8 protein-coding genes are annotated in these 12,626 nt (G+C 73.8%); 5 read left to right on the top strand and 3 right to left on the bottom strand.

Annotated elements, in window-relative coordinates; all coding sequences use genetic code 11:
- Positions 1-33 precede the first annotated feature (33 nt).
- Together LV78_RS14880 and LV78_RS14885 are read right to left on the bottom strand one after the other, a co-directional pair.
- Positions 34-1,593, bottom strand: coding sequence for an AMP-binding protein (locus LV78_RS14880; RefSeq protein WP_253845863.1), 1,560 nt, complete (start codon positions 1,591-1,593; stop codon positions 34-36).
- Positions 1,590-2,420, bottom strand: a complete 831-nt coding sequence (locus LV78_RS14885; protein WP_253845864.1) for a p-hydroxycinnamoyl CoA hydratase/lyase — start codon at positions 2,418-2,420, stop codon at positions 1,590-1,592. The genes LV78_RS14880 and LV78_RS14885 overlap by 4 nt, the downstream gene beginning before the upstream one ends.
- A gap of 388 nt (positions 2,421-2,808) precedes the next feature.
- Here LV78_RS14885 and LV78_RS14890 point away from each other — a divergent pair, with 388 nt between their 5' ends.
- Positions 2,809-4,776, top strand: a complete 1,968-nt coding sequence (locus LV78_RS14890) for a CRTAC1 family protein (RefSeq protein WP_253845865.1) — start codon at positions 2,809-2,811, stop codon at positions 4,774-4,776.
- Position 4,777: 1 nt separating this feature from the next.
- The gene (locus LV78_RS14895; RefSeq protein ID WP_372494906.1) at positions 4,778-5,839 is read left to right on the top strand and encodes an enediyne biosynthesis protein; all 1,062 of its coding nucleotides are present in this window, start codon (positions 4,778-4,780) and stop codon (positions 5,837-5,839) included.
- Positions 5,840-5,966: 127 nt separating this feature from the next.
- On the opposite strand, the gene LV78_RS14900 is transcribed toward LV78_RS14895, so the two are convergent.
- Positions 5,967-6,710 (bottom strand): helix-turn-helix domain-containing protein, encoded by a 744-nt coding sequence (locus tag LV78_RS14900; protein ID WP_301306620.1) that lies wholly within the window; start codon positions 6,708-6,710, stop codon positions 5,967-5,969.
- Positions 6,711-7,759: 1,049 nt separating this feature from the next.
- On the opposite strand from LV78_RS14900, the gene LV78_RS14905 reads away from it, so the two are divergent.
- The 3 genes from LV78_RS14905 (at position 7,760) to LV78_RS14915 (ending at position 12,571) form a co-directional block, all read left to right on the top strand.
- Positions 7,760-8,335, top strand: a complete 576-nt coding sequence (locus tag LV78_RS14905; RefSeq protein ID WP_253845867.1) for a hypothetical protein — start codon at positions 7,760-7,762, stop codon at positions 8,333-8,335.
- A 4-nt stretch (positions 8,336-8,339) separates the two neighbouring features.
- On the top strand, positions 8,340-10,367 hold the full coding sequence (locus tag LV78_RS14910; RefSeq protein ID WP_253845868.1) for a DUF6239 family natural product biosynthesis protein: 2,028 nt from the start codon (positions 8,340-8,342) through the stop codon (positions 10,365-10,367).
- Between the two features lie 365 nt (positions 10,368-10,732).
- Positions 10,733-12,571 (top strand): FAD/NAD(P)-binding protein, encoded by a 1,839-nt coding sequence (locus tag LV78_RS14915; protein ID WP_253845869.1) that lies wholly within the window; start codon positions 10,733-10,735, stop codon positions 12,569-12,571.
- Positions 12,572-12,626 lie beyond the last annotated feature (55 nt).

Consider the following 12,626-nt stretch of genomic DNA (forward strand, 5'->3'; position numbering starts at 1 on the left):
CTCTCCTCCTCGGGACCGGTGGGTCGGCGCGGCTCAGGCGGCGCGGTCGCGGAGCGCGCGGCGCTCGACCTTGCCGACCGGGGTGCGCGGGATGCGGTCGACGAACTCGATCCGCCGGATCTTCTTGTAGGGGGCGACGCGCTCGGCCACGAACGCGATCAGCTCCTCGGCGGTCGCGGGCTCCCTGGCGACCACGAAGCCCTTGGGGACCTCGCTGGCCTCCTCGTCCGGCACGCCCACCACGGCGACGTCGGCGACCTTGGGGTGCTTGAGCAGCACGGACTCCAGCTCGACCGGGGACACCTGCTGCCCCTTGTACTTGATCAGCTCCTTGATGCGGTCCACGAGCACCAGCTCGCCGTCGGAGCCGACGTAGCCGAGGTCGCCGGTGCGCAGGAACCCGTCCTGGCCGAGCACCTCGGCGGTGGCGGCGGTGTCGGTCGCCCCGGCGTCCAGATAACCGCGCATCACCTGCGGGCCCCGGATGAGCACCTCGCCGATCTCCTCGGCGTTCAGCTCCTCGCCGGTGCCCGTGTCGACCACGCGGCACTCGACGCCCGGCGCGGGCGTGCCGACCGAGGAGTCGGTGGCGGGGTGGTCGGACTGCATGAACGAGACCATCGACTCGGTCATCCCGTAGCCCTGGGCGATGCGGCAGCCGATCCGCTCGCGCACCAGGCGCGCGATCTCCGGGTCGAGCGCGGCGCCGCCGGAGACGATGGAGCGCAGCGAGGACAGGTCGTACCGGTCGACCAGGGGGCTCCTGGCCAGCAGCACGGCCATGGTGGGCACGACGTAGAGCCGGGTGACCCGGTGGTCCTCGATCGCGCGCAGGAAGGCCTCGGGGTCGAAGCGGGGCACGGTGATCAGGGTCCCGCCCTGCAGCAGGGTCGCGTTCATCATCATGGTCAGGCCGAACGCGTGGTGGAACGGCGGGACGGCCAGCACCACCTCCCCCGGTTCGATCGGGGCGACCATGCTGGTGAGCAGCGCCTTGGCGACCAGGTTGCGGTGGGTGAGCACCACGGTCTTGGGGTGGCCGGTGCTGCCGCTGGAGTGCAGCAGGGCGGCCGGGTCGCGCGCCGGGTCGAGCTCCCTGACCGCTCCGGCGGCCGGGTCGCCCGCGTCGTCGGCCAGCGCGGTGAAGGGGCGGGCGCCGGGCGCGGGGGCGGTGGTGAGCACCTCGTCGAGGCCCGCCTTCGCGGCCAGCGCCGTCCCCCGCTCCAGGTCGGCGGGCGCGACGACCAGCAGCCGGGCCCCGGACTCGGTGAGCCGGGCGGCCAGGTCCCGCTCGGTGTCCAGCGGGTTGAGCACCACCACGGCCCCGCCCGCGCCGGTCGCCGCGTGGGCGATCGCGGGGTACTCGGGGCAGTTCGGGGAGAGCACGGCGAGCACGTCGCCGGGGCCGAAGCCCTTGGCGCGCAACCCGGCCGCGCACCCGCGCGCGGTCGCGGCGAGCTCGGCGTGGGTGAGCTGCCCGCCACCGGAGACGTCCACGACGGCGGGGGTGTCGCCGTAGGCGTCGGCGCGGCGCAGCACGAACTCGCTGAGGTTGGTGGCGGGGACGTCCACCGGGGGCCCGCTGAAGATCATCGGACCGCTTCCTTCTCGCCTCGGTCGTAGGTGCTCAGGCCAGGCTGGTAGCTGCGCTTCTCGAACTGGCGCAGCGCGACGTTGATCCACTCGTTGCCGCTCAGGCGGGACAGCTCCCAGAGCTTGGCCTGGTCGTAGTCGATGGCGGCGGGCAGGTCGAGCCGCGTGGTGCCCTCGTAGACCTGCTTGGCGAGCTGGAGGGTGATCGGGTTCTTCTTGACGATCTTGCCGACCAGCTCGTCGGTGGCCGCGTCCAGCTGGTCTGCGGGCACCGCGCGGTTGACCAGCCCGTGCCGCTCGGCGTCCTTTCCGGTCATCGCGTCACCGGTGAGGATGTAGTAGAGGGCCTGCTTCCGCGCCAGGTTGTGGGTCGCGGCCCAGGTCGCGCCGCCCGCCGGGAAGATCCCGAAGTTGATCTCGGACAGGCCGATCAGCGCGGTCTCCGATGCCACCGCGAGGTCGCACAGGCCGGTCACCAGGAACCCGCCGCCGAAGGCGAAGCCGTTGACCTTGGCGATGGTCACCGCCGGGAAGGCCTTGAGGCGCTTGAACCAGGTCAGCGCGACCATGTTGGTGCGGTGGAACAGCTGCGGGTCGTCGAACGGCCGCAGGAAGCACTCCTCCAGGTCCATTCCCGAGCTGAAGCTGTCGCCGTTGCCGGTGACGACGACGGCTTTGACGGTGCCCGCTTCCTCGATGGCGTCCAGCGCCCGGTTCATGTCCCCGTGCATCTGGGGGTTCATGGCGTTCTTCTTGTCCGGGCGGTTGAGGTAAATGGTGGCCCTGGGGCCGTCGATCTCGACGTTCACGGTTTCCAGCGTGATCATGCCTGACCTCTTCCTGGTGGGGACGACCCGCGGCACGAGGATCACACGGCGGGCATTGCCCGCACTTCTCGCCGATTGCCTTTCCGGGCAAGCGGTTCCGGGCTCCGCGCGCGCGTGTTGTCGTGGGCGCCCCCGACAACGCGCGCCGACAACGCGCACTACCGATTTCAGATCGCAAGCAGTTCGGTTGTCGAAGTAGTGATCGGGGTGGTGGTCGAATGGGGTGAGCAAGTCCGGAGTAGCCCCGCCGCGATCGGCTCTGCGACTCTTTTTCCGTTCGCCCGCCCGGAAACCCGCCCGCGCCGTCCCGGCGCACTGGCGCGGGTCCCGCGCGCACCCCGGCCGCGCGGGCGTCGCGGCAACCCCGTCCCCGGAAGGAGCCACCCCCGTGTCCTCCACAGCCCGATGGCTGCGCGGGCAACTGCCCGGCGCGCTGGCGCTGGTGCTCGTCGCGGCCTCGTTCACCGCGGCCAGGTCGCCGGAGGTGTCCGCGCAGGAGCGGCGGGACCTCGCCTCCCGCTTCGGGTTCGCCCCCGCCTCGATCGCACTGCCCGGCGGGTTCACCCAGCGCTCGATCCGCCCGGTGAACCAGCGCTACGCGCACATCAACGCGTGGATCTCCTCGGTCGGCTCGGCGGTGGCGCTGAACGACCTGGACGGCGACGGGCTGTCCAACGACCTGTGCTACGTGGACGTGCGCACCGACCAGGTCGTCGTCTCGCCCGCCCCCGTCGCGGGCGAGGCGGCCCGCTACGAGCCGTTCGCCCTGTCCTCCGGGTCGCTCCCGGTCGACGACGTGATGGCGCCGATGGGCTGCGTGCCCGGCGACTTCAACGAGGACGGCCGGATCGACCTGCTGGTCTACCTGTGGGGTCGCACGCCGATCCTGCACCTGGCCAGGGCGGACGCCACCGCTCTCGCGCAGGACGCGTACGAGCCGGTGGAACTGGTGCCGGGCAACGGCTCCGGGACCTACGACGGGCCGCGCTGGAACTCGAACTCGGCGACGGTCGCGGACTTCGACGGCGACGGCCACGACGACGTCCACATCGGCAACTACTTCCCGGACGGCCCGGTGCTCGACCCGGCGCAGAGCACCGGCGTGGAGATGAACGCCTCCATGTCCAGCGCGCTCAACGGCGGCGAGGACCACGTGCTGCGCTGGACCGGCGGCAGCGAGGGCGGGCGGCCGACCGCGAGCTTCGAGCTCGCCGAGGGCGTGATCCCGGACGAGGCCTCGCGCGGCTGGGCGCTGGCGTCGGGCTCCAACGACCTGGACGGCGACCTGCTGCCCGAGCTGTACCTGGCGCACGACTTCGGCCCGGACCGCTTGCTGCACAACGAGTCCACGCCCGGCAGCATCCGGTTCCGGATCGCCGAGGGCTCGCGCGGGCCGATGGAGCCGAAGTCGAAGAACGTCGGCCAGGACTCGTTCAAGGGCATGGGCGTGGACTTCGGCGACCTCAACGGCGACGGCGTGTACGACATGTACGTCAGCAACATCACCACCTCGTTCGGCATCGAGGAGTCGCACTTCGCGTTCCTGAGCACCACCGGCGACCGGTCGGAGGTGGCCCGCGAGCTGGGCGCCGGGCGCGCGGTGTGGGAGGACGAGAGCGCGCCGCTGCACGTGGCCTGGTCCGGCTGGGGCTGGGACGTCAAGCTCGCCGACTTCGACAACAGCGGCGGCCTGGAGATCGCGCAGGCCACCGGGTTCGTGAAGGGGCAGGTGAACCGCTGGCCGCAGCTGCAGGAGCTGGCGACCGCGAACGACGCGCTGCTGGCGAACCCGCTGTGGTGGCCGGTGGTCGGTCCCGGCGACGACGTCGGCGGGCACCAGCGGTTCGCGTTCTTCGCCCGCACCGGCGACGAGGGGTTCTTCAGCGACCTGTCGCACGAGCTGGGCCTTGACGTGCCGGTGCCCACGCGGGGCATCGCGACCGGGGACGTGGACGGGGACGGCAGGCTCGACATGGCGGTGTCCCGGCAGTGGGAGGACCCGGTGTTCTACCGCAACACCTCGCAGCGGTCCGGGAACTTCCTGGGGCTGCGGCTGACCCACGAGGGACAGCGCCCGGAAAGCGGTTTCCCCGGCGCGGGCTCGCCGGTGATCGGCGCGCAGGTGGAGGTGACGACCGCGTCGGGCCGGGTTCTGGTGAACCGGGTGGACGGCGGGAGCGGGCACTCCGGCAAGCGCGCCCACGAGGTCCACTTCGGACTGGGCGAGGACGACCGGGCGGTGCGCGCGCGGATCTCCTGGCGCGACCGGGACGGGCAGGCGCACGAGCAGGAGCTGTCGCTGGAGCCGGGCTGGCACGACCTGCGGCTGGGCGAGCGGGTCGAGGAGGGTGAGTGACGTGGCGGGCACGACGGCAGGCGCGGTGACGGGCACGACGACGGGCGTGGTGGCGACGGGGCAGGGTGCGGGCGCGCCGAGGCACGACCCGAAGGTGACCACCGCGCTGCGGCGGTTCGCGATCTCGATCAGCGTGTTCAACGCGCTCGGCTACACCGTGCTCGGGTTCGAGCAGCCGTGGCTGTGGCCGTTCATCGCGGTGCTCACCGGCTACTCGGTGGAGCTGCTGCTGGAGGCGGTGTCGGCGCGGCAGGAGGGCAGGGCGCCCAGGTTCGCGGGCGGCGGGGCTCGCGGGCTGGCGGACTTCCTGCTGCCCGCGCACATCACCAGCCTCGCGGTGAACATGCTGACCTACGTCAACGACCGGGTCTGGGTGATGGTGTTCGGCGTGGTGGTGGCGGTCGGCGCGAAGTGGGTGCTGCGGGCGCCGGTGCGCGGGCGGCTGCGGCACTTCATGAACCCGTCGAACTTCGGGATCACGGTGATCCTGCTGGTGTTCCCGTGGGCGTCGACCGCGCCGCCGTACCACTTCACCGAGCACGTCGGCACGTTCTGGGACTGGGTGATCCCGCTGATCATCCTGGTGGCCGGGTCGATGCTGAACGGGGCGCTGACCGGCCGGATGTGGCTGATCCTGGCCTGGCTGCTGGGCTTCGCGGTGCAGGCGGTGGTGCGCGGGGTGCTGCTGGACGTGTCGATCCCGGCCGGGCTGGGGATGATGACCGGGGTGGCGTTCATCCTGTTCACCAACTACATGGTGACCGACCCCGGCACCTCGCCGTCGCGCCCGGCGTCGCAGGTGGCGTTCGGCGGCGGGGTGGCGCTGGTGTACGGGGTGCTGATGGGCATGAGCATCCCGTACGGGATCTTCTTCGCCACCGCGATCGTGTGCCTGGTGCGCGGCGGTTTCCTGTGGGCGCTGCACTTCGTGGACCGCTCGCGCGAGCAGGCGGCGGCGCGGGTCGCGGCCGAGCGGGCGGCGGCGGTGGGCCCGGCGGCGGACCCGGTGCTGGACGGCGCGCCGAGCGGCCTGCCCGGCGGGGCGCGGGTGGCCGCGGGCTGAGCCGGATTGCCTGGGCGCGCCGCTCCTCCCCGCGTGGGGAGGAGCGGCGCGCCCGTGCGCGGGTCGGACTTCCCCACGCACGGCTGAGGCCCACCGCTCCGGGGAGCGGTGGGCCTCAGCCGTGCGCTCAGCCTGCGGCGGTCGCGGCGAGCACGATGGTGCGGATGTCGACCAGCGCCAGCAGCACCGGCGGGTCCAGGACGCCCCTCGGCCGCAGGTCCAGGTCGATCCGCTCGACCAGCTCCCCCGGCGGCACCGTCACGGGCCCGGCGGAGGCGACCGACGGGGGTTCGGCGGTCGCCCGCGCGGGCTTGCCCGCGAAGGACGGGTAGGCCGTCGTGGACAGCACGTGCCAGGTCCCCGGCGGCACGTCGGTGATCGTGTACGGGCCGGTGCGGTCGAGCACCGTGCAGCGGGCCGGGGCGCCCTGCGGGATCAGGTCGGGGAACAGGCCGACGAAGATCGGGCCGGGCACGTCGCCGCAGGGCGCGCCGACCCTGCCGCGCACCTCGCCGAGCCCGCCGCCCTCGGCGGCTGGGCCGACCGGGCTGGAGGCGGCGACGAGCGCGGACGTCCGGGGCGGGAAGCCGCCGAGCTGGCGGTAGGTGGTGGGCGAGACGCCGACGCTGGCGCGGAAGCGGGAGCTGAACGTGCCGACGCTCGTGTAGCCGACGCGGTGGCTGATGTCGGTGACGGTGAACGTGGTGGACACCAGCAGCCGCTTGGCCTCCTGCAGCCGCATCGCGGACAGGAACCGCCCCGGCGAGACGCCGGTGACGCGCTGGAAGACCCTGGAGAAGTGGAACTTGCTGTACATCGCCGCTCGGGCCATGTCGTCGATGGTGAACTGCTCGCCCATGCTGCTGCGCATGAATTCGATGACGCGACCGACTGCCTGTTCCACGACTTCCTCCACCTGGGCTCCCATCCTCGCGTGCGGAGGCGAAAACGCGCCCGCGCCGCGCCACGACGCGTTAGCGAAAACAATTTCGGCGACTCCGGGCCCAACTAATCCACCTGCTATATTTCCGGAAGCTACCTGACCCAAACAACCTCCGCAAGCAGCGAATACGGCTCCCGATTCCGCCGTTCGCGATCACTCCGCGAACCGGCGGATGATCTTGACATTGCCTTCAGCCTCACCCCGGAGGGTGACCCGATAAATTATTTTCATCACCCGGCGCCCGGTGTTTGCTAGACCTTCCGAGTGAGTGCGCGCCGAATCCGGTAGCCGAGCGCAGTCGGACAATCCGCACCGACCGGACCGTTCCGGCGAGACCCGGATCCGACCCCCTCCACCGGAACGCCCGGCCGCGGGGCGGCACGGGGCAGCGGCGACGCCGTCATCCGCCCCAGCGGGGTCGGCGGTCGCCGCGCGCGGAGGCCCGCCACCTCAGCGAACAGTCCGCTCCGGATGGCGCGGGGCGCGGCGGGGTCCACTGCGGACCGGTCGCGCGGCGGCCATCGGGAGGACGAATGGCGCGGCACCGTCCAAGCGCGACCGGTCCCGCTCGGACCGTCGCGCCGCACCTCACGCCCGTTCTCCCGCTTCGAAGCGCGGAAACCGCACTGGTGCGGACGGGGTGTGAACGATCACGACCGGCCCAACAAGGCGCCGCGACCGGTTCCGCGAGCACCGACCGCGCGGGGCACTTCGGAGATCCGCCAACCGACCGGCGGGTAACCTCCGCGCTTCTCGGAACGGGCCCGAACCCCATCCTGGCACCGAACGCCGCTCGGGTTTCTCCGAGGTTGCCCAATCGGCGCGAACCCGTTCTCCCGAGCCGCCGCGACCGATAATCTGGCTGGTCAGGAACGGTCCGCAGTTCCGAAACCGCCCGGCTCAAGAAAGAGCGGCACCGGAACGAGCGGCGCCGGAACGAGCAGCACCCGACCGGGACAACCGATCCAGGAGGAACAGTGGTCGACGCGTCGTTACCCACCCGCTCCGGCGCCCGCCTCACCGGCGCGGCGCTCAACACGCGCTGGCACAAGCCCGCGCTGTACGCCTTCACCGCCATCGTGGTCGCGCACTGGGCGGAGCACCTGGCGCAGGCGTACCAGATCTACGTGCTGGGCTGGCCGACCCCGAGGGCGGGCGGCGTGCTCGGGCTGTGGTTCCCGTGGCTGGTCAAGTCCGAGGTGATGCACTACGGCTTCGCCCTGGTGATGCTGGTGTTCCTCTTCGCGCTGCGGAAGGGGTTCACCGGCCGGTCGCGCAAGTGGTGGGACCTCACGCTGGGACTCCAGTTCTGGCACCACTTCGAGCACCTGCTGCTGATCGTGCAGGCGTCGACGGGCGCGTACCTGCTCGGCAAGCCGGTGCCCACGAGCGTGATCCAGCTGATCGTGCCGAGGGTGGAGCTGCACCTGTTCTACAACTTCCTGGTGACCGTGCCGATGGTCGTCGCGGTGGTCAAGCACATGCGGCCGACCCCGGAGGAGCGCGCGGGCATGGCCTGCTCCTGCGCCGCCCCGGCGACCTCGGCGGCCTGAGCCGGTGCACGACCACGGCGCCGTCGGCCTGCCGCTCGGCTTCACCCTGCTGCGGCTGCTGCTGCTCGGCTCGGTGACGCTGGTGGCGTCCTGGTCGCTGCTGCGCGCCGTCGCCCCGGCGCACCCCGGCGAGCGGTCCCGGCGGGCGGCGGCCGGGGCGGCGACGCTCGGCGGGATCGCGGCGCTGCTCGCGGCGGGCGCGAACTGGATGCCGGACCAGGCGGCGGTGGTGGTGATCGCCCTGCTGGTGCTCCCCCCGGTCCTGCGCGGCCCGCGCCCGCTGCTGGGCTGGTCCGCGACGGCCGGGGTGACGGCGGTGGCGCTGGCGGTGGGTGTGGCGGCGCTGCGCGCTCCTGCGGGCGGGACGGCGGGCGGGACGGCAGCGGGTGCGGGCGCGCCTGCCGGCGGGACGGCGGCGGGTGGGGGCGCGCCTGCGGGCGGGTCCGCGCCGACTGGCGGGGGCGCGCCTGCGGGTTCGGCGGCCGGTGGAGGATCGGCCGTCGACCCGGCGGGGGTCGCCCCCGCGCCCGGACCGGCGGTGGACGCGGCGACCGGTTCGGCGAGCACTCCCGCCGACGCCGGACCGCCTGCGGACACGGCCGAAGGTTCCGGGCCGGACAGCGGCCCAGGGCTGGACGGCGGTTCCGGGCTGGCCAACGGCGCCGGTTCGGCGAACGGCTCCGGGCCGGACAGCGGTTCCAGACTCGCCGACGGCGCGGGACCGGGTGCTGCTTCCGGGCCGGACAGCGGCTCCGGTTCGGCGGGTGGTTCCGGGCCTGCCGATGGCTCCGGTCAGGCCGGTGGCTCCGCGATCGGCGACGGCTCCACGCCCGACGCCGGTTCCGGACTCACCGACGGCTCCAACCCCGCCGGTATCTCCGCGCTCGACACCGGCCCCACGCCCGACACCGGTTCCGGACTCACCGACGGCTCCAGCCCCGCCGGTGGCCCCACGCTCGACACCGGCCCCACGCCCGACACCGGTTCCGGACTCGCCAACGGCTCCAGCCCCGCCGGTGGCTCCGCGCTCGACACCGGCCCCACGCCCGACACCGGGTCCGCCCTGGACGTCGACTCCGCCCTGGACACCGGTTCCACGCTCGACGCCGGTTCTACCCTCACGACCGGTTCCCCGCTGGACGCGGTGCTCGCCGCTCCCCCGTCGACGTTGTCCTACCTGGCGCTCATCGCCGCGTTCGCGGGCGCGTCCTGGTTGGCGCTGTGCCCGCCGACGCGGGCGGCGCGGGTGGTCGGGGGCGCGTTCGGCGCGGTGCTGCTGGCCGCGCTCGGGCACGTCACCGCCTCCGGCTGGCTGGTGTCGCCGACCGCCGGTGATCCGCTGCTGTCCCGCGCGGAGCTGGGCGGGGGCGTGGTCGACGTGCTCGTGGTGCCGCACATGCCCGGTTGGAACCTCGTGCAGACCTCGGACGCCGACCTGTCCGTGGGCAACTCCCCCACCGCGCTGGTCCCCGCCGAACCGGTCGCCGGGCACGGCGGGCGGTGGGCGCTGGTGTGGCTGGACGAGGGCAGGGGCGAGCTGTGGCTGGCCGGGGCGGGCGCGCGGACGACCGTGGTCGTGGACACCGGGAAGACCGCGTGGACCGGGCGGGACGTGCGCGGCCCGGACGGGCCCGACTACGCGTCCGCCGTGCTGGCCGCCAGGCTCGCGGGCGGGCGCGGCGACCTTCCGCTGCCCGAGCTGTCCGACGAGGACGCGGGCGCGCTGCGCGCGGAGGTCGCGGCGATCGGCGGCCCGTTCGCGGTGCGCGCGGACGCCTCGCCGCGCTCGGCGCGGGCCCTGGAGGTGGTGCGGGCGGAGGCGGACCGGTTGGGCGTCCCCGTCGACCCGGCCGCGCCGAGCACCCTCGCACTGGACGGTGCGCCGACCGGCGACCACCTCGCGCCCTGGCTCGCCCCGCCGGACCTGTCGTCACCGCAGGCGCGCCGGTACGCCACCGTGCTCGCCGAGGCGTTCCCCGACGCGAGACCCACCACGTCCGGCCTGCGCGCCTGGCTCACCACCGGTGCCTGACCGCAGCTCCTGACCACAGCGCTCCGGGAGCGCGACCACCCCGTCCCGCACCCGGAACACCCCGGCCCCGCAGCCACACCCGAACCACCGCCGCGCCCCTGTCCCCACCGCCCCCGGACCGGACCGAGCACAAACCCAAGCCCCGGCATGGGCCATAGGCCCAAATCCAGCCCCGCCGCAGACCCAACCCCTCCCAGTTCCAGCCCTCGCCTCTGCCTGGCCCCGCTCCCCTCCCCACGCCCCAGGAACCACACCCCGCCCCCGGTTCCCGCCCCAAGTCCTTCAACCGCCCCGGTTCCCACCCCAGGAACCACCACCCCAGCCCTCCCCGCGCCCCGGCCATCCCCCGAGAGGACCCCCAGAGAATGCCGCTTCCAGCAGACCGCCCCCGCAGGGTGGTCATCGTCGGCGCGGGCCTGGCAGGCACGGCCACCGCGATCCGCCTGCTCCGGTTCGCCGCCGAACCGGTCGAGGTGCGCCTGGTCGAGCGCAGGGCCGCGCACCGCAGCGCGGGCGTCGCCTACCACCACGACGGCAACCACTGGCACCACGTGTTCAACATCCAGGCCGGTCGCATGTCGGTGTTCCGCGAGGCCGTGGACGACTTCGTCTCCTGGGCCAACACCGAGGCCGACCGCTCGGCCTGGCCGGACGAGTGGCGCGGGACCGAGTTCACCGAGTCCGGCCCGGCGCCGCGCCGGGTGTACGCCGACTACCTGGCCGACCGGCTGGCCGCCGCCGCCCGCGAGGCCGCGCCGGGCGTGCGCCTGGTGGAGGTGGACGGCGAGGTGGTCGACGTCGAACCGGACCACGACGGCCACCTCGTCGTCGTGGAGCGCCCGCCGTCCGAGGGCGGTGGGCGCGAGCGCGTGCCCGCCGACCACGTCGTGCTCGCCACCGGCCTGGAGGAGAAGGACCTGCCGTTCGCGGCGGACGTCGCCGACCACCCGGCGTTCGTGCGCCGCCCGTACTCCCGCGACGGCCTGGAGCGCGTGCTGGCCGTCCCGCCCGAGGCGAGCGTGGTGATCGTCGGGACGCTGCTGAGCGCCTACGACTCGGCGGCGCTGCTGCTGCGCCGGGGCCACACCGGTCGCGTCCGGATGCTGTCCGGCTCCGGCCGCACCCTGCGCACCTACCCGGCCGACCACCGCCACCGCGTGCTCGACCTGCCGCCGCCCCGGCTGTCCGCGCCCCGCTACGAGGGCAGGGACGCGCTGGTGCGGCGCTGGCTGGCGGAGTGGCGGCGGGCGTGCGAGGCGCTGGTCGGCGAGCACCCCGACGTCGCGCCCGCCGTGGTGGCCGAGCGGGTGCTCAAGGCCTGGGAGCCGCACCTGCCGGAGGTGATGGCGCGCATCCCCACGCCGGAGCTGCGGGCGCTGCTGGACGCGCACGGCGGGCTGCTGGCGACGCTGCGGGTCAGCGCGGTCGAGCACACCACCGGGGTGGTGGACGCCGCGCTCGCCGACGGCGACCGGGTCACCGCCGAGTCCGGCAGGGTCGCGGGCATCCGGGCGGTGGACGGGGGTTCGCTGGTGGTGTCGCTGGTGGACGGCCGCGAGTTCCCGGCCGACCTGGTGATCTCCAACTTCGGCCGGGAACCGGACTACGAGCGGGTGGACTCGGCGCTGTGGCGCACCCTGCTGCGCACCGGGCTGGCGGTGCCGCACGCGCGCACCGGGCGCGGTGTCGAGGTGGACGCGGACGGCGCGCTGCTGTGCCCCGGCGGGACCGAGCGGGGCGGGCTGTGGGCGGTGGGCGGGCCGCGCGAGGGCGACGAGGTGGTGCGCAACGGCAGGCTGGGCGCGTTCTCGTTCAACCTGGCCGCGATCAAGAACCACTCGGTGGGGGTGGCGTCGGCGCTGCTGCGCCGCCTGGAGTCCGGTTACGGCCCGGCGAAGGCCGATCCGGACGCGGCGGAACCGGCCGCGCGCGCGGACTTCGAGCGCGCGGTGGACCTGGACGTGCGCCGGATGGCCGCGGCGACCCTGGCGGAGCGGACCGCGCTGGCCGGGGAGCTGGCGGGCGCGGTGCGGTCGGCGCGCGAGCGCTGGGGTGGGAGCGCGCCCTCGACGCGCGAGCTGCGGACGGCGGTGAACGAGGCCGCGTCGACCCGGCTGAACGACCTGTCGGTCACCCCGCGCGAGCTGCGCGACCGCCTCGGCCTGGCCGAAACCCTTTCGCAGCAGGGGTTGCCGGTCGACTAGTCCACTGTGGATGTACTAGGACCGCGCACGGGAGGAGATGCGGAGGAGGTCGGGT

This window comes from Actinosynnema pretiosum (assembly GCF_024171695.1).
Taxonomy (GTDB): domain Bacteria; phylum Actinomycetota; class Actinomycetes; order Mycobacteriales; family Pseudonocardiaceae; genus Actinosynnema; species Actinosynnema pretiosum.